Origin of the sequence: Mesorhizobium sp. WSM3862 (genome assembly GCF_002294985.1) — a bacterium.
Classification (GTDB): Bacteria; Pseudomonadota; Alphaproteobacteria; order Rhizobiales; family Rhizobiaceae; genus Mesorhizobium.
Window position 1 is genome coordinate 65636 of record NZ_NSGE01000003.1, and the last position, 16986, is coordinate 82621.

13 protein-coding genes and 1 pseudogene are annotated in these 16986 nt (G+C 65.4%); 2 read left to right on the top strand and 12 right to left on the bottom strand.

The genetic code is table 11. The features are described from left to right. The first annotated feature begins 22 nt into the window (after nt 1–22). Nucleotides 23–313 carry a muconolactone Delta-isomerase family protein gene (locus CK224_RS08790; RefSeq protein WP_095781502.1) on the top strand — a complete coding sequence of 97 codons (291 nt, stop codon included), beginning with the start codon at nt 23–25 and terminating at the stop codon, nt 311–313. 301 nt (nt 314–614) lie between these two features. Here CK224_RS08790 and CK224_RS08795 read toward each other — a convergent pair whose 3' ends face one another. From CK224_RS08795 to CK224_RS08805, 3 genes are read right to left on the bottom strand one after another with little or no spacing between them, the layout of a single operon-like run. After that, a complete protein-coding gene (locus CK224_RS08795) occupies nt 615–3833 on the bottom strand; it encodes an efflux RND transporter permease subunit (RefSeq protein WP_095781503.1) in 3219 nt (1072 codons plus the stop codon). Further along, on the bottom strand, nt 3830–6931 hold the full coding sequence (locus CK224_RS08800; protein ID WP_095781937.1) for a multidrug efflux RND transporter permease subunit: 3102 nt from the start codon (nt 6929–6931) through the stop codon (nt 3830–3832). Before CK224_RS08800 ends, CK224_RS08795 begins: the two co-directional genes overlap by 4 nt. Nucleotides 6932–6960: 29 nt before the next feature. After that, complete coding sequence (locus tag CK224_RS08805; protein ID WP_245425828.1) at nt 6961–8451, bottom strand: efflux RND transporter periplasmic adaptor subunit; 1491 nt, start codon at nt 8449–8451, stop codon at nt 6961–6963. Between the two features lie 461 nt (nt 8452–8912). On the opposite strand from CK224_RS08805, the gene CK224_RS08810 reads away from it, so the two are divergent. Beyond that, nucleotides 8913–10265 (top strand): hypothetical protein, encoded by a 1353-nt coding sequence (locus CK224_RS08810; protein WP_095781504.1) that lies wholly within the window; start codon nt 8913–8915, stop codon nt 10263–10265. A 73-nt stretch (nt 10266–10338) separates the two neighbouring features. Here CK224_RS08810 and CK224_RS31905 read toward each other — a convergent pair. The 9 genes and pseudogenes from CK224_RS31905 to CK224_RS08855 all read right to left on the bottom strand — a co-directional run. After that, nucleotides 10339–10569 (bottom strand): annotated as a pseudogene (locus CK224_RS31905) (CorA family divalent cation transporter); the annotation flags it as partial. A gap of 50 nt (nt 10570–10619) precedes the next feature. Continuing rightward, the gene (locus CK224_RS08820) at nt 10620–11306 is read right to left on the bottom strand and encodes a glutathione S-transferase family protein (RefSeq protein WP_095781505.1); all 687 of its coding nucleotides are present in this window, start codon (nt 11304–11306) and stop codon (nt 10620–10622) included. Between the two features lie 9 nt (nt 11307–11315). Continuing rightward, nucleotides 11316–12245 carry an EamA family transporter RarD gene (gene rarD, locus CK224_RS08825; protein ID WP_095781506.1) on the bottom strand — a complete coding sequence of 310 codons (930 nt, stop codon included), beginning with the start codon at nt 12243–12245 and terminating at the stop codon, nt 11316–11318. 82 nt (nt 12246–12327) lie between these two features. Then, nucleotides 12328–13944, bottom strand: a complete 1617-nt coding sequence (cimA, locus tag CK224_RS08830) for a citramalate synthase (protein ID WP_095781507.1) — start codon at nt 13942–13944, stop codon at nt 12328–12330. A gap of 64 nt (nt 13945–14008) precedes the next feature. Then, a complete protein-coding gene (pip, locus tag CK224_RS08835) occupies nt 14009–14974 on the bottom strand; it encodes a prolyl aminopeptidase (RefSeq protein ID WP_095781508.1) in 966 nt (321 codons plus the stop codon). Beyond that, entirely contained in the window at nt 14971–15447 is a 477-nt protein-coding gene (locus CK224_RS08840; protein WP_095781509.1) for a GFA family protein, read from the bottom strand. Before CK224_RS08840 ends, pip begins: the two co-directional genes overlap by 4 nt. After that, complete coding sequence (locus CK224_RS08845; protein WP_095781510.1) at nt 15444–15935, bottom strand: GFA family protein; 492 nt, start codon at nt 15933–15935, stop codon at nt 15444–15446. The genes CK224_RS08840 and CK224_RS08845 overlap by 4 nt, the downstream gene beginning before the upstream one ends. 18 nt (nt 15936–15953) lie before the next feature. Beyond that, entirely contained in the window at nt 15954–16340 is a 387-nt protein-coding gene (locus CK224_RS08850; RefSeq protein ID WP_095777834.1) for a VOC family protein, read from the bottom strand. Continuing rightward, nucleotides 16337–16741: a DUF559 domain-containing protein gene (locus CK224_RS08855; protein WP_095781511.1), complete on the bottom strand. Its 405-nt coding sequence runs from the start codon at nt 16739–16741 to the stop codon at nt 16337–16339. Before CK224_RS08855 ends, CK224_RS08850 begins: the two co-directional genes overlap by 4 nt. Nucleotides 16742–16986: the final 245 nt, after the last annotated feature.

A 16986-nucleotide genomic window follows, 5' to 3' on the forward strand; every position in this document is an offset into this window, starting at 1 on the left:
ACCGGCCACAAAGGAGACCGCCATGCAGTTCTTTGCCCTTCTCACCCGCGACACCGAAAAGTTCAGCGATAGCGATTTCGCGCCGCTGCTTCCGGGCGAAGCCGAGCAGCGGCGCACGCTCTATGCGCAAGGCGCCGTGCGCCAGGTCTGGAACCGCGGTGACATCCCCGGCAGCGGCATGATGTTCGAGGCTGCCGACGACAAGGAGGTGCGCGGCCATCTCGCCACCCTGCCGCTGGTCGAGGCCGGAATGATGGACATCGCGGCGATCGTGCCGCTCAATCCCTATCCCGGCTTCGGCCCGAAGCGCTGAGACCGGCATGAAGAGAGGTGGTGCCGCTCACCCGGCAGCACCTATAGACCAAAGATGCGACGCAAAAGGCCCGCTCGCGACGCCCCGGTGTAGCGCTCGGGCAATGGCCGGGTGAGCAGGAACTGGTCGCGCCCTTCGAGGGCGCACCCGATGATGAAGCATGTTGCCAGTTCACGAAGCGATAGCACAGATCTCACGATCAAGCGCGTTGGGTGGCGTCGAGCGATATGAAGGCGCGCCGCCTCATGGGCCGAACTGTTTCGCTTCGCGCGGTCGAACAGTCCAAGGTCGCGGTGCCCGATCACTCCGCCGGCGCCACTCGCAGCGTCGGTCTGCGGGCGCTGAGCCGGTCGAGATAGAGATAGACGACCGGGGTGGTGTAGAGCGTGAGAAGCTGCGAGACGATGAGGCCGCCGACGATCGCGATGCCGAGCGGCTGGCGCAGCTCCGCCCCAGTGCCGGTCTCGAGCGCCAACGGCAAGGCGCCGAGCAAAGCCGCAAAGGTCGTCATCATGATCGGCCGGAAGCGCTGGAGGCTCGCCTTGTGGATAGCTTCTCGCGGCGCAAGCCCTTCCTGGCGCTCGGCCTGCAAGGCCATGTCGATCATCATGATGGCGTTCTTCTTGACGATGCCGATCAACAGAATGATGCCGATCAGCGAGATCACGTCGAATTCCATGCCGGTGACGATGAGCGCGAGCAGCGCGCCGATGCCGGCCGAGGGCAGCGTCGACAGGATGGTGATCGGGTGCACGTAGCTTTCGTAGAGCACGCCGAGCACGACATAGATCGTGGCGAGCGCGGCAGCGATCAGCAGGAGCTCGTTGAGCAGGTTGGAGCGGAAGGCGAGTGCGGTGCCGGCAAGCGAGCCGTGGATCGACACCGGCATTTTCAGCTCCGCCATGGCGCGGTCGATTGCCGCCGAGGCGTCGCCGAGCGTGGCGCCATCGGCAAGGTTGAACGAGATCGTCGTGGCGACGAAGTGGCCCTGGTGGTTGACCGAAAGCGGGGTGGTCGCCGGACCGTAGGTGCTGAAGGCGGCGAGCGGCACCATGGTCTCGGCCGAGGTGCTGACGGCGGCGCCGCTCGAGGCGCTGCCGTGGCCGGTGACGGCGATCGCATTGGTCGCCTGATTCTGCAGCGAGCCCGACAGGCTGCCGGCCAGTGCGTTGGTCTTCTGCGTGCCGCTCGCCGCCGCGCCCGAGGTGCTGACATAGATTCCGTTGAGCGCGCTCGGATCCTGCAGATAGCGCGGCGCGACTTCCATCACCACGTGATATTGGTTGCGGGCGTTGAAGATGGTCGACACCTGGCGCTGGCCGAAGGCGTCGTAAAGCGTGTTGTCGATGCTCGCCGGCGTCAGGCCGAGCCGGGCCGCGCTCTCGCGGTCGACGGTGATGTTGGTTTCGAGCCCGGCCTCGTCGCGGTCCGAATTGACGTCGGTTAGCTCCGACGCCTGTTTCAGCAATTCGACGAGTTTCGGCGCCCATTCGTCGAGGTCCGCGGTCGTATCGGCCTGCAGCGTGTATTGATAGGTGGCGAGGCTTTGGCGGCCGCCGACCCTGATCTCCTGGCGCGGGTTGAGGAAGAGCTGCGCGCCGGGCAATTGCCTGAGCTGCGCGCGCAGCCGCCCCAATACCGCTTGCAGCGGCGCACGATCGCCCTTCGGCTTCAGGTTGACGTAGACGAAGCCGGAATTGGTCTGGCGGCCGCCGATGTAGCCGACGACGTTCGCCACCGCCGGGTCGCTCTTCAGGATCGTCTCCAGCCGCTCGAATTTCTGCCGCATCAGTTGGAAAGAAATGGCCTGGTCGGCGCGCAGGCCGCCGATCAGCTCGCCGGTGTCCTGCTGTGGGAAGAAGCCCTTCGGCACGATCGTATAGAGGTAGACGTTGAGGGCGACGGCCGCGATCAGGATGATGAGCATCGCCTCGGCATTGTCGAGCGACCAGGCGAGCGAGCGGCCGTAGCCGGCGCGGACGCGCTCGAAGACGCTTTCGCCGAAGCGTGCGAGGATGGAACGGCGCTCCGATCGGACTGCACCCGCGCGCAAAAAATGCGCGCACATCATCGGGGTCACCGTCAGCGACAGCACCAGCGAAATGGCGATGGCCAGCGACAAGGTCATCGCGAATTCCTGGAACAGGCGGCCGAGTATGCCGCCCATCAACAGAATCGGCAGGAACACGGCGACGAGAGAAGCGCTCATCGACAGCACGGTGAAGCCGACCTCTTGAGCGCCGACCAGCGCCGCCCGGCCGCGCGGCATGCCGTCCTCGATGTGGCGCATGATGTTTTCCAGCACCACGATGGCGTCGTCGACGACGAAGCCGGTGGCGATGGTGAGCGCCATCAAGGATAGATTGTCGAGCGTGTAGCCGAGCAGGTACATCGCTCCGAAGGTGCCGAGGATCGAGACAACCAGCGCCACGCTCGGGATCAGCGCCGCGCGCCAGTCGCGCAAAAAGCAGAACACCACGAAGACGACCAGCAGCACCGCCGCCACCAGCGTCAGCTCGGTGTCGCGCAGCGAGCCGCGGATGGTGAGGCTGCTGTCGGACGCGATGCTGAGGCGCGCATCCGCCGGCACCGAAGCCTGCAGCGTCGGGATCAGCGCGCGCACGCGGTCGACCGTGTCGATGATGTTGGCGTTGGGCTCGCGATAGAGCACCAAAAGCACGGCCGGCACGCCATTGGCGAGACCGAGATTGCGCACGTCCTCGACCGAGTCCTCGACATCTGCGATGTCGGCGAGGCGCACTGCCGCACTGTTGCGCCAGGCGATCACCAGGTCGCGATAGTCGGCGGCATGGCTCGCCTGGTCGTTGGTGTAGAGCTGGTAGCGGAGCGCGCCGTCCTCCTCGAAGCCCTTCGGACTGCGGGCATTGGCCGAGGCAAGTGCGGCGCGCACATCCTCCAGGCCGATGCCGTAATGGAACAGCGCCCCCGGATTGAGCTCCACCCGAACGGCGGGCAGCGACGAGCCGCCGAGGTCGACATTGCCGACGCCCTCGACCTGGGACAGGCGCTGCTGCAGCACGGTCGCGGCGGCATCGTAGAGCTGACCGGGTGTGAGTGTGCGCGAGGTCAGCGCCAGGATCATCACCGGCGCGTCGGCGGGATTGTATTTGCGGTAGGTCGGGTTGCTGCGCAGATCGGACGGGAGGTCGGCGCGCGCGGCGTTGATGGCGGCTTGAACGTCGCGCGCGGCGCCGTTGATGTCGCGATCGAGGTCGAATTGCAGCACAACATTGGTCGAGCCGGTGCCGGAGCGCGACGTCATCTCGGAAACCCCGGCGATCTGGCCGAGATGGCGTTCGAGCGGCGCCGCGACATCGGTCGACATCGTGTCGGGGCTGGCGCCTGGCATCGAGGCCTGCACCGAGATGGTCGGGAAATCCACCTTGGGCAGCGGCGCGACGGGAAGATTGACGTATGCGATCAGGCCCGCCGCCGCCAATCCGATGGCCAGCAGCGTCGTGGCGACCGGCCTGGCGATGAAGGGCGCGGAGAGGTTCACGGCGTGAGCCCGCCGGCCGGCGCCGTCGCTTCACGCGCCCCCGACCGCGTCAGTCTATCGAAGGCAAGGTAGATCACCGGCGTGGTGAAGAGCGTCAGCACCTGGCTGACGATCAGCCCGCCAACGATGGTGATGCCGAGCGGCTGGTGCAATTCCGAGCCGGCAAGGCCGCCGAGCAGGAGCGGAAGCGCCCCGAACAGCGCGGCCATCGTCGTCATCAGGATCGGCCGCAACCGCAGCAAGCAGGCTTCGTAAATCGCCTCGCGCGGGTCCAGCCCCTGCAGGCGCTCGGCCTGCAGGGCGAAGTCGATCATCATGATGGCGTTCTTCTTGACGATGCCGACCAAGAGCACGATGCCGATGATGCCGATCACGTCGAGATCGTGGCCGGCGAGCATCAGCGCCACCAGCGCGCCCACGGTTGCCGAGGGCAGCGTCGAGAGGATCGTCAGCGGGTGGATGAAGCTCTCATAAAGCACGCCAAGCACGACATAGACGGTGGCGACTGCCGCGAGCACCAGCAGCAGCTCGTTGGAGAGCGAGCTTTGCAAGGCAAGCGCGGCGCCCTGGAAGCCGGTGACCAGGCCGGCGGGCGGCTGCATGTCATGTTCCGCCTTGCTGATCGCCGCGGTGGCGTCGCCGAGCGACACGCCCGGGGCGAGGTTGAAGGAGATGGTCGCGGCCGGGAACTGGGCAAGGTGGTTCACCAGCAGCGGCGCCTGCCGGACACTGATATTGGCGATCGCCGATAGCGGCACCTGGCCGGAACCGGAGGACGGCAGGTAGATCGAGCCCAGCGAAGCCGGCGTCTGTCCCACCGAGGGGTCGGCTTCAATGATGACGCGGTATTCGTTCGACTGGGTGAAGATGGTCGAGATGATCCGCTGGCCGAAGGCATCGTAGAGCGCGTTGTCGACGGTCGCTGGCGTAATCCCGAAGCGTGCCGCCGTCGCTCGGTCGATGGTGATGTCGACCGCAAGCCCGCTCTGCTGGCTGTCGCTGGCTACGTCGGCGAGTTCGGGAAGTGCCACCAGCCTATCGGTGAGCTTTGATGTCCACGTCGCCAGCTCGGCCGGATCCGAATCCTGCAGAACGTATTGGTACTGCGACGCGCTGGAGGTGGAGTCCACGCTCAGGTCCTGCACCGGCTGCATATGCAGCGCGATGCCGGTCACGACGTCGGTCTCCCGAGCCAGCCGCCGGATGATCGCGCTGGCATCGGCCGCGCGCTCGTCGCGCGGCTTGAGATTGATCAGCATGTGGCCACTGTTGGCGGTCATGTTCTGGCCGTCGACGCCGATGAAGGACGACAGGCTCGCGACATCCGGGTCCTTCAGGATGACATCGGCGAGCGCCTGCTGGTGCGCTGCCATGTCGGCGTAGGAGGCCGAGCCCGCGGCCTCGGTGACCGCCGAAATCGCGCCGGTGTCCTGAACCGGGAAGAAGCCTTTCGGGATGACAACATAGAGATAGACGGTGAGCGCAAGCGTGGCTGCGGCGACCAGCAGCGTCAGCCCCTGACGGTCGAGCACCCACCGCAAGGCGGCGGCATAGCCATTCGCGACAGCGTCGAAGCCGGCCTCGGCGCCGCGCGCCAGCGCGCCCTGCCTGCGTTCGGACGGCGGCTTGAGGAGCCTGGCGCACATCATCGGCACCAGCGTCAGCGAGACGATGGCCGAAATGACGATGGCGATCGCAAGCGTGATGGCGAATTCGTGGAACAGGCGGCCGACGACGTCGCCCATGAACAGAAGCGGGATCAGCACCGCGATCAGCGAGACGGTGAGCGAGATGATGGTGAAGCCGATCTGGGCCGAGCCTTCGAGCGCGGCGGTGACCGGATCGTCGCCATGCTCGATGAAGCGCGAGATGTTTTCGATCATGACGATGGCGTCGTCGATGACGAAGCCGGAGGCGATGGTCAGCGCCATCAGCGACAGATTGTCGAGGCTGAAGCCCCAAAGATACATGACCGCGAACGTGCCGATCAGCGACAGCGGCACCGACAGGCTCGGAATGATCGTCGCCGGAATGTTGCGCAGGAACAGGAAGGTGACGAGCACGACCAGAAGCGCCGCCGTCGCCAGCTCGAACTCGACGTCATGGACTGAGGCACGGATGGTGGTCGTGCGGTCGGTCAGCGGCTCGACGGTGACCGCCGCCGGCAGGCCGGCGCGAAGCTGTGGCAGCAGCGCCTTCACCGAGTCGACGACGCGGATGACGTTGGCGCCGGGCTGGCGCTGGATGTTGAGCAGGATCGCCGGCGAGCGGTTTTCCCAAGCGCCCAGCTTCGAGTTCTCCGGCCCCTCTATGATATCGGCGACCTCGCCCAGCCTGACCGGCGCCCCGTTGCGGTAAGCGACGACCATATCCGCATAGGTCTTGGGGTCGCTGATCTGGTCGTTGGCGTTGATGGTGTAGGAACGGGCCGGCCCGTCGAAGCTGCCTTTCGGCGTGTTGACGTTGAGCGTGCCGATGGTGGTGCGCAGATCGTCGATGTTGAGCCCCATGGCGGCCAGCGCCTTGAGCTTTACGCGGATGCGCACGGCCGGCCGCTCGCCGCCCGAGATGCTGACCAGCCCGACGCCCGGAAGCTGCGAGATCTTTTGCGCCAGCCGCGTCTCGGCATAGTTCTCGACTTCGGTCAGCGGCAGCGTCTTCGAGGTGATCGCCAGCGTCAGGATCGGCGCGTCGGCCGGATTCACCTTGGCGTAGATCGGCGGCGCCGGCAGGTCGGCGGGCAGAAGGTTGCCGGCCGCGTTGATCGCCGCCTGAACCTCCTGCTCGGCAATATCCAGGCTGAGGTCGAGGCTGAAGCGCAGCGTGATGACCGAGGCGCCGGCCGGACTCCCCGACGACATCTGCTCCAGACCCGGCATCTGGCCGAACTGGCGCTCCAGGGGCGCCGTGACTGAAGTCGTCATCACGTCCGGGCTGGCGCCGGGATAGAAGGTCTGCACCTGGATCGTCGGGTAGTCGACCTCAGGCAAGGCCGAGAGCGGCAGGAAGAGATAGGCGATCATGCCGACCACCAGGATGGTCGACATGATCAGCGTGGTGGCCACCGGCCGCAGGATGAAAGGCCGCGACGGGTTCAGCCAACCGGAGACGAGACCGCTTGGCGTGCTCATTGGGCTTCGCCGCTGTCGCCACCATTTCCGCTGCTGCCGCTATTACCGTTGCCGTCGCGACGATGGTGGCGGTGGTGCTTGCGGCCGGCATCGCCCGATGCGTCCGCGCCGCCGCCTGCCGAGCCTTGGCCCTGGCCGCCCGACAATGCGGGCGCGTTGCCGGGGCCGACGGCAGACGTATTGCTGGTCGCGGCGGCCGGCGCACCGGCGGCCGCGCTGCCCCTACCCGCGGCTTTTGGCTGCGCGGGAGATCCAGCGCCGGCGGTCGGCGCGGCGCTGTTGTCAGGCACGGTCACCTTGGCGCCGTCCTTCAGCCGGTCGACGCCATCGACGACCACCTTGGCGCCCGGCGGAAGGCCCGACAGCAATTGCGTCACCGAGGCGTCGCCCGGGCCAAGGGAAACGGTCTTTACCGAGACAGTGCTGTCGTCGTTGAGCTGATAGACGAAAGTGCCTGGAGCGCCGTGCTGGATGGCCGCGTTGGGCAGCACCGTCACGCCGGTCAGGGTGCGCACCAGGAGATGCACGTTGACGAACTGGTTGGGATAAAGCCCGCCGTCGGCGTTAGCAAACACGGCGCGCAGCTTCACGGTGCCGGTGGTCGGATCGATCTGGTTGTCGATCGTCTGCAGGGTGCCTTCGGCGATCTGCTTGGTGTCGTTGCGGTCGAACAAGGTGGCCTTGAGCCCCGCATTGCCATGCGTCTGTTCCAGCACTTCGGCGAGGGTGTCTTCCGGCAGCGAAAACAGCACCGAAATCGGCTGCATCTCGGTGATCACCGCAATGCCGGTGCTGTCGGAAGGCGTGACGTAATTGCCCTGATCGACCTGCCTGAGGCCGATGCGGCCGTCGGCAGGTGCAACGATATGGCTGTTGGCGATATTGACCTCGACGGCCTCGATCTGCGCCTGGTCGGACATGACCGTGCCCTCGTCGGATTGCACGGTCGCGCGCTGCAGGTCGACCGCCTGCTGCGTGATGGCGTTGGAGGTCAGCTTCAGATCGCGGTCGAGGTCGAGCCTGGCATCGCTCAGCAGCGCCTGATCGTGCTTCAATTGCCCCTGCAGCTGATGCAGCGAGGCTTGAAGAGTGCGGTCGTCGACCTGGGCAAGAAAATCGCCTTTCTTCACCATCTCCCCTTCGGTGAAGGCGATCGCGGTGATCTGCCCGCTGACCTGCGGGCGCACCGTCACCGTCGACAGCGAGGTGACCGTGCCGAGCGCCTCCAGCGTGATCGGGATGTCGGCCTGCGTCACCGAGGCGACGGCGACCGGCTGCGCGCCGAGATCGCCGCCCCGGAAGCGCCCGCCGCCGCGCGCGCCTTGCTGCTGCACCGGTGCTGGATGCAGCCAGAAGGCTACGCCCGCTCCAGCCGCGACCAGCAGCAGCGCGACAATCCAGCCGCGGCGCCGGCGACGCACGACCACCGGCTTGATGTCTGCCATCGGCTCACGGAGCGGCTGTAGCTTGGCGACTTCGTCGTCCACTTTGTCACCTATCCATCGAACCGCAAGCGCGCCAGGTCGACCACGTCCTTGGCCAGCGTCACAGGCCCAAGAACCAATCCGGCCGGGAACATAACGCCGGAACCGGACCGTGCAATTGCGCGCGACATTAAATTCCCGTAAGAATTGAATGGGTTAGGTTGAAGACCACACTCAAAAATGCATGCCCGGGGCGGGCTGTTCGGGGACGTGCCCCCATCGCGTGGGAGTGACCGACCGCGCCGCGCCGGCCAATGATGACAAGGCTTTAAGGGGTGAATCCGGCCCGTGCGGCGGACCACCTTTCGAAGGCCGGACGTCGTTCCCGTCCCGGCGGCAACCGCAGCCTCCGAGCGGGACGCCACTCCATCCCGCTCGCAAAGATGTGAACGCAGCGACGTGCGAAGCTGCCCTATTCCTCAGCTTTATCGGCAACGGGCCGGATCGCGATCGAGAGGGAAGCCATGACCTTTGCCCGGCTGCTCGCCTTGCCCCTGCTCAGCCTGTTGGCGCTCGGCCACGCGACCGCGCAAAGTCCGGACGGGGCCACCTCGCTTGACGCACAGGTCGAGGATCTGAAAGTCTTCCGTCGCGACTTCCTCGATGTCGACCGGTCTTATTCCAGCGCCGCCCGCGCAGAAGCGGAATCGCGGCTGCAGGCGCTCGAAACCGCGGCGGGTCCGACCGACGCGACTGCCTTCGCTGTCGATCTCTGCCAGATCGCGGCGCTGGCCGACAATGGTCACACGACCTGCAAGCTGCCGCGCGCCAACGGTGTGGCGATGTCTTTGCTGCCGATCGACGGCGCCTTCTACATCATAGCGGCCAGTCCCCAAAACGGCGATCTGCTGGGCAGTCGGCTCGCCGGCATCGACGGCCATCCGGCTGCTGAAGTCTCCTCGGCGCTGCGCAGCCTGCATGGCGGCGTGGCGGCATGGCGCGACATCGAGGCGACCGACGCGATCGTCCGGCCCGATCTGCTGCATGCGCTCGGGCTCGCCAATGCCGCCGGCGACGCGACCTTTCGTTTCCAGACGCCCGACGGGCGCGTCATCGACCGCAAGCTCACGCCGGAGCCGCAGCGCCGCGACTGGGTGAAGATTTTTCCCAAGGGCCGCGCGCCCTGGCCGCTGCGGGATCAGGAACAGCCGTTCCGCTGGCGCGATGCGCCCGAACTCGATGGCGTAGTCGCCCAAATCAGACGCAACGTCGACGGCAAGACCGGGAAGATAGCCGATTTCCTGGCTGAGGTCGAAGCCGCCCGGGTCCGCCTCGGCCGCAAGAACCTCGTCCTCGACATGCGCTTCAACACCGGCGGCAACTTGATGCTGACCCGCGATGCGCTCAGTTCCTGGCCGTCCCGCGTCAGCCCGCCGGGACGGCTGTTCGTGCTGGAAAGCCCGATTACCTTTTCGGCGGGAATTGTCGACGTCGCCTATCTCAAGCAGGCTGGCGGGGACAGGGTCACACTGGTCGGCGAAGCGCCCGGCGACCGCATGATGTTCTTCGCCGATCAGCAGCAGGTGACGCTGCCGCATTCGGGCGTCGTGCTGCAGTCCGCGACGCAGCGCTACGACCTTCAAAACGGCTGCAAGGCCTACACCGACTGTTTCGTCGGCATGGCGCAACCGAGTTCCGCCACGGGCACGACGCCCGTGCTTGTCGCCACCATCGACAAAGGCAAGGGCCGCAAGCCGGTTGCGCTCAAGACGCTGGAGCCCGACATTGCCGCGCCATGGTCGATCGACGATCTGCTCAAGGGTCGCGATCCCGGAATGGCGGCCGTTCAGGCGGCGTTGGCGGGACAGCAAGAGTAGGACTGTTCAGTCGTGTTTTTATAGCGGAAGCGACCGGCGACATGGCGGCAAGGCTCTCGCACCGCGCGCATACGACGACGACCGAAATCGCCGTCACCACCCAGAAGCCGAGCGCCGTGTCGACTAGCGGCAGCGCGCCGACATTTATGCCGAACAGGCCGGAGATGATGGTCATCGGCAGCAGCACCGCCGTCATCACGGAGAGGATGTAGAGCAGTTGGTTCGACCGCTCGGTGAGCTTCGCCATCAGTTCGTCCTGCAAAAGCCGGGTTCGCGCCTGCAACTGCTCGCCGTCGTGATGCAGCGCCGGCATCGTCTACATGGTCGTACGGCGGCTGGGCTGGGTTTAGCGTCCTATGCGCTTGCGCGCAGATCCTCGACGACCGTACCGGCAGCGCGGACTTCCGCCTCATGGTCCGGCTCGCGCCATGTCTCGGCGAGACCGGCCGCATACCATTCGCGCATGGCAGGCAGATCGAGCAACCGCTGGGGATAAGCAGCGGCAGCGCCCTCGAATGCCAGTCCATAGGACTGTGCCCGGAAAGCGACCGGAGCGAAGAAGGCATCGACCGCGGTGAAGTGGTCTCCGGCAAGGAACGGTCCGCCGAAGCGCGCAAGGCCGTCGTTCCACAAGTCGCCCAGGCGGAAGAGATCGTGCTTCAGCGCAGCGGACATCGATGCCAGCTTGACGCGCACGCCACAGCTCATCGGGCAGTCATTGCGCAGCGCGGTAAAGCTCGAATGCATTTCGGCGGCGGCGGAGCGCGCCCAGGCGCGCGCTTTGGCATCGGCCGGCCAGACGCCCTGATGCCGCTCGGCCAGATATTCGACGATCGAGAGCGAATCCCACACCGCCCAGCCATCGTCGACCAGGCAGGGCACGCGGCCATTCGGCGAGAATGACCGGAAGATGCTGAAACTTGAACCGGTCGGGAACGGCGTCAGCCGCTCCTCGAAGCGAATGTCGAGGGTCCGCATCAGCAGCCAAGGCCGCAGCGACCAGGACGAATAGTTCTTGTTGCCGATATAAAGCTGGTACATTTGCCGCCCTCACCTCGTCGCGGGACCCGCCTGGCGAACCTCGCGCCCTCTGAACATCGACCAGCTGTACATGGCCAGCGCAGTCCAGATAAGGGCGAAAGCTATGGCCTGCGTGCTGCCGAACGGCTCATCGAAGATCAGGACGGCGATCAGGAACACCATGGTCGGCGCGATATATTGCATGATGCCGATGGTGGAGAGGCGCAAAAGCCTGGCGCCGAAGGCAAAGAGCAGAAGCGGCACCGCGGTCACCGGGCCGCAGCCGATCAGCAGTGCGGTGTCGCCGCCGGTGCTGGAGATGAAATGGTCCTCGCCCGTGGCGATCAAGTAGGCGATGTAGCAAAGCGCCGGCACCGACAGCAGCAGTACCTCGAGCAGAAAGCCCTGGCTCGGCCCGATCGGCAGCGTCTTGCGGAAGAAGCCGTAGGCGGCGAAGGAGAAGGCCAATGCCAGCGATACCCAGGGTAATTTGCCGGCCTCGACAGTAAGCACGGTCACCGCAATGGCGGCCAGCGCCACCGCAGCAATCTGCAGCCGGTCGAGCCGTTCGCCGAGGAGAACCGCGCCGACCACCACGCTGACCAGCGGGTTGATATAGTAGCCGAGCGCCGTCTCGACCGTGCGGTCGACTGCGATCGCCCAGACATAGATGCCCCAGTTGACCGAGATGAGCGTCGCCGTCAGCGCCGCCATGGCGAGGCTTTTTGGCGAGTGAATCGCGGCCTTGAAGTCGGCGGTGCGGCCGGCCCAGACCAGCACGGCAGCAGCGATCGGTACCGACCAAACGATCCGGTGCGAGATCACCTCGATCAGAGGCAGGTGCGCCACCGCTTTCATGTAGAAGGGCAACAGCCCCCAGAGAAAATAGGCGCCGAGCGCCAAAAGGAAGCCGCGGCGAGCCTTGGCGTCTTGATCGAGATCGGCTGTTGCGGTGACCATGGCCCAACGCTATGGCCCAGGGGACCGTCCAAGACCATCGCAAAATTCTGATGGATCAATGGACTTCCGCTGATGGTTCAACCTACTCCGCCGCGACCAGTCCTGCCATATCACGGTTCTTCATCAGCTTGTAGATGATCGAATCCATCAGCGCCTGGAAGGAGGCGTCGATGATGTTTTCCGATACGCCGACAGTCCACCAGCGGGCGCCGGTGGAATCGTGCGATTCGATCAGCACCCGGGTGATGGCTTCGGTCCCGCCGTTGAGGATGCGCACCTTGAAGTCGGCGAGCTCGAGGTCGACGATCTCGTTCTGATACTTGCCGAGATCCTTGCGCAGCGCGATGTCGAGCGCGTTGACCGGGCCGTGGCCTTCGGCCACCGACATCTTCTCCTCGCCGTCGACCATCACCTTCACGATCGCCTCGGACACGGTCTTCAGGTTGCCGTTGGCATCGAAGCGGCGCTCGACCATGCAGCGGAACGAGGTGACGTTGAAGAACTCCGGCAGGCCGTGCAGCATCTTGCGGGCCAAGAGCTCGAAGGAGGCGTCGGCGCCCTCATAGGCGTAGCCTTCGGCCTCGCGCTCCTTGACGATGGCGATGAGCGCGTCGAGCCGGCTGTCGTCCTTCGGCACGTCGATACCGCGCCGCTTCAATTCGGCGAGAAAATTGGCCTTGCCGCCCTGGTCGGAGACCATGACGCGGCGGCGGTTGCCCACGGCTTCCGGCGGCACATGCTCGTAAGTCGCCGGCTCTTTGGCCAGCGCCGAGGCATGGATGCCGGCCTTGGTGGCGAAGGCGGATGAGCCGACATAGGGCGCCTGAGCTTCCGGCGCGCGGTTGAGCAACTCGTCGAAAGCGCGGGAGAGCCGCGAAATGCCGGTCAGTGCTTCGGCCGAAATGCCTGTCTCGAAGCGATCGGCGAAGGCCGGCTTGAGCGCGAGCGTCGGGATGATTGTGACCAGATTGGCGTTGCCGCAGCGCTCGCCGATGCCGTTCAGCGTGCCCTGGATCTGGCGCACACCGGCCTCGACGGCGGCAAGGGAATTCGCCACCGCCTGGCCGGTGTCGTCATGGGCATGAATGCCGAGATGGTCGCCAGGGATGCCGCCCGCGATCACCTTCTCGACGACGGCCCGCACTTCCGAAGGCTGCGTGCCGCCATTGGTGTCGCATAGCACCACCCAGCGTGCCCCGGCATCATAGGCGGTCTTGGCGCAGGCCAGCGCGAAAGCCGGATTGGCCTTGAAGCCGTCGAAGAAATGCTCGCAGTCGACCATCGCCTCCTTGCCGACGGAGACCGCCGCCTGGACCGAGACTTTTATCGACTCAAGGTTCTCCTCGTTGGTGCAGCCAAGCGCCACGCGCACGTGATAGTCCCAGCTCTTGGCGACGAAGCAGATCGCGTCCGACTTCGATTGCAGCAGCGCCGCCAGCCCCGGATCGTTGGAGGCCGAAACCCCTGCCCGCTTGGTCATGCCGAAGGCGACGAATTTCGCGCTTTGCGTGCGCTTCTGATGGAAGAAGGCGGTGTCGGTCGGGTTGGCACCGGGATAGCCGCCCTCGACATAGTCGATGCCGAATTCGTCGAGCAGCTTGGCGATCGCGATCTTGTCCTCGACGGAAAAGTCGATGCCCGGCGTCTGCTGGCCGTCGCGCAGCGTGGTGTCGAAGAGGTAGAGGCGTTGCTTCGTCATGGCTGTAGCTCGAAAAGTCGAGATCCTTCGCGCCGGGGGCGCCGTAGAGCACAAACCTGCATGGTTATTTGCCTGCGTATTTGTCCGTCGCCCGGATCAGCCGATCCAGAATCCCCGGCTCCGAATACGAGTGGCCGGCGCCTTCGATGAGGTGGAAATCCGCCTTCGGCCAGGCCTTGTGCAGGGCCCAGGCATAGCGCGCCGGGCACGGCATGTCGTAGCGGCCGTGGACGATGGTGCCTGGGATATCCTTCAGCTTCCAGGCGTCGCGCAGCAGCTGTCCTTCTTCCAGCCAGCCGGCATGGACGAAATAGTGGTTCTCGATGCGGGCGAAGGCGATGGCATAGTCGTCTTGGCCGAAAGGCGTGCTGGTTTCCGGCTCCGGCAAAAGCGTGATCGTCTCGCCTTCCCACAAACTCCAGGCAAGCGCCGCCTCGACCTTCGCCTTGCGGTCGCTGCCGACCAGCCGCTTGCGGTAGGCGGCCATCATGTCGCCGCGCTCGGCCTCGGGGATCGGCGCCAAAAAACGTTCCCACTTGTCGGGAAACATCTCGGAGACGCCGAACTGATAGTACCATTCGAGCTCGGCGCGGGTCAGCGTATAGATGCCGCGCACGACGAGCTCGCTGACGCGCTCGGGATGCGTTTCGGCATAGGCGAGCGCCAGCGTCGAGCCCCACGAGCCGCCGAACACCAGCCATTTGTCGAAGCCCGCCATCTCGCGCAGGCGTTCGATGTCGGCGACGAGATGCCAGGTGGTGTTGGCTTCCAACGAGGCGTTGGGCGTCGACTTGCCGCAGCCGCGCTGGTCGAACAGGACGACGTCGTAGAGTTTCGGGTCGAACAGCCGCCGGTGTTTCGGCGAGATCGTGCCTCCAGGGCCGCCATGCAGGAACACGGCTGGCTTGGCGCCTTCGGTGCCGCAGCGCTCCCAATAGATGGTGTGGCCATCACCGACATCGAGCATGCCTGTTTCGAACGGCTCGATCTCGGGATAGAGCGTGCGCAAGGAACTGCTGTGGACCGTCATAGTTTCAGTCCCTGCTGCGGCCAGTTGGCCGTCTCGTGATCGGGATGCTGGAAGGAGATGATCTGCTCCTGCCGTCGATAGTAGTCGGGGTCGTCGTGGACCGGCGCCTCGAAGATCTTCTCCACCCAGGGCAGCCGCACCGCGTAGTTGACCTGGATCTGCGGCGCCAGGTCCGAACGCTCGTCGAACGCACCGATGGCGATCTCCAGCCCACCCGGCTGGCGGTAGTTGAGCGGCGTGCCGCAGCGGCGGCAGAAGCCGCGATCGATGTTGACCGAGGACTGGAAATAGCTCGGCTCCTCATGGGTCCATTCGACGCCATCCTTCGGCACCGTCACCAGGGCGCCAAAGAAATTGCCGAACTGTTTCTGGCACATGCGGCAATGGCAGATGGACGGGCGCCCGAGCTTGCCGTGAACGCGGAAGCGCACGGCGCCGCATTGGCAACCGCCGGTTCGAATTTCATCGGTCATGGTTTTTCCTCCGGCGGCCATTGGTCGGTGTCGTGGTCTGGATGCTGATAGGAGACGAGCTCGGCGAGATAAGGCGCCGACGAAACATCGCCCATCGTCTCCTCGGACGGCAGTCTCGAAACGCCGTCGACATAGGGCAGCTTCGCTTCGACGCCCCACTGGATGGTGGGCGCGATGCCGGCCGGGTCGTCGAAGGCGGCGATCGCCAGCGCCACGCCGTCCGGCGCCTCGAAGGTCAGCGGCGTGCCGCATTCGGCGCAGAAGCCGCGCCATGCCGCGTTGGACGAGCGGAAGCGCTTCGGCCCGCCGCGCGTCCAGTCGAGCCTGGCGCCGCGCACCGAGACCAGCGGCAGATAGAAATTGCCGCTCGCCTTCTGGCACATGCGGCAATGGCAGACCGAGGCATCGCCCAGCGCACCCTCGACGCGGAAACGTACGGCGCCGCACTGGCACCCGCCCGTATAGACCGGCCGGTTATCAAGGCTCATCGATCCCTCCCATCGAGCTCACTCCGGATCATGGCAGACCGCCTCGACATTGTTGCCGTCGGGATCGAAGACGAAGGCGCCGTAATAATTGGGGTGGTAATGCGGACGCAGCCCCGGCCCGCCATTGTCCTTGCCGCCGGCCGCAAGGGCCGCGGCATGGAAGGCGTCGACCTCGGCGCGGCTGCGCGCGGTGAAGGCGACATGCTGATGGTCCTTCGGCTTCTCCTTGCCCGCGCTCAGCCAGAACACCGGCCGGTCGCGGCCATAGCCGCCGACCTTGGCGCCGCCGGTATATTCCTCCGGCACCATGTAGAGCAGCGAAGCGCCAAGCGGCGCCATCGCCTGGTCGTAGAACGCCTTGGACTTTTCGAAATCGGAAACGCTGATGCCGAGATGATCGATCATGGAACGAGCTCCTGCGTTGCGGTCTGCGGCACTTCGGCGCCGGCCAGGCCGGCCGCAATGACGATGTGCTGGCAGACATTGTCGATATCGCGGATCACGTCGTCGTTCCAGAAGCGCAGGATGGTCCAGCCGCTTGCAGCTAGATAGCCACTTCTTGCCTCGTCACGGTTTAAGTGTTCCGCATCGCCATGCTGGCTGCCATCGACCTCGACTATGAGGCGATGGGCCGAGCACGCGAAATCAACGATATAAGGTCCGATCGGCACCTGCCGCCGGAAGCTCATGCCCATCAAGCGGTGGGCACGCAACTCGTTCCAAAGTTTCAGCTCGGCATCCGTCATGGCACGCCGCATGGACTTGGCGTTATTGCGCTGACGGGATGGAACGAGGTCGTGGCCCATAGCTACACGCCCTCACGTTTGCGATTAACGAAATCGCACGCCCGAGCTAATCTCCCCCCTTGCGGGGGAGATGTCCGGCAGGACAGAGGGGGGTGCTGTCCCGCCGACGTAGCAACGAGAGAGTGCTGCCCTCCTAGGAAATAGCGGGTGTGTGAGTGAGAAAACTCAAACCCTGGAGTTCCTTCGCACCCCCCTCTGTCCTGCCGGACATCTCCCCCGCAAGGGGGGAGATTGAACGTCACCGG

What these genes read in the sequence shown, in the direction of transcription:
- CK224_RS08790 (WP_095781502.1), top strand. Translation starts at nt 23, where the DNA reads ATGCAGTTCTTTGCCCTTCTCACCCGCGACACCGAAAAGTTCAGCGAT.
- CK224_RS08810 (WP_095781504.1), top strand. Translation starts at nt 8,913, where the DNA reads ATGACCTTTGCCCGGCTGCTCGCCTTGCCCCTGCTCAGCCTGTTGGCG.
- CK224_RS08820 (WP_095781505.1), bottom strand. Translation starts at nt 11,306, where the DNA reads ATGTACCAGCTTTATATCGGCAACAAGAACTATTCGTCCTGGTCGCTG.
- rarD (WP_095781506.1), bottom strand. Translation starts at nt 12,245, where the DNA reads ATGGTCACCGCAACAGCCGATCTCGATCAAGACGCCAAGGCTCGCCGC.
- cimA (WP_095781507.1), bottom strand. Translation starts at nt 13,944, where the DNA reads ATGACGAAGCAACGCCTCTACCTCTTCGACACCACGCTGCGCGACGGC.
- pip (WP_095781508.1), bottom strand. Translation starts at nt 14,974, where the DNA reads ATGACGGTCCACAGCAGTTCCTTGCGCACGCTCTATCCCGAGATCGAG.
- CK224_RS08840 (WP_095781509.1), bottom strand. Translation starts at nt 15,447, where the DNA reads ATGACCGATGAAATTCGAACCGGCGGTTGCCAATGCGGCGCCGTGCGC.
- CK224_RS08845 (WP_095781510.1), bottom strand. Translation starts at nt 15,935, where the DNA reads ATGAGCCTTGATAACCGGCCGGTCTATACGGGCGGGTGCCAGTGCGGC.
- CK224_RS08850 (WP_095777834.1), bottom strand. Translation starts at nt 16,340, where the DNA reads ATGATCGATCATCTCGGCATCAGCGTTTCCGATTTCGAAAAGTCCAAG.
- CK224_RS08855 (WP_095781511.1), bottom strand. Translation starts at nt 16,741, where the DNA reads ATGGGCCACGACCTCGTTCCATCCCGTCAGCGCAATAACGCCAAGTCC.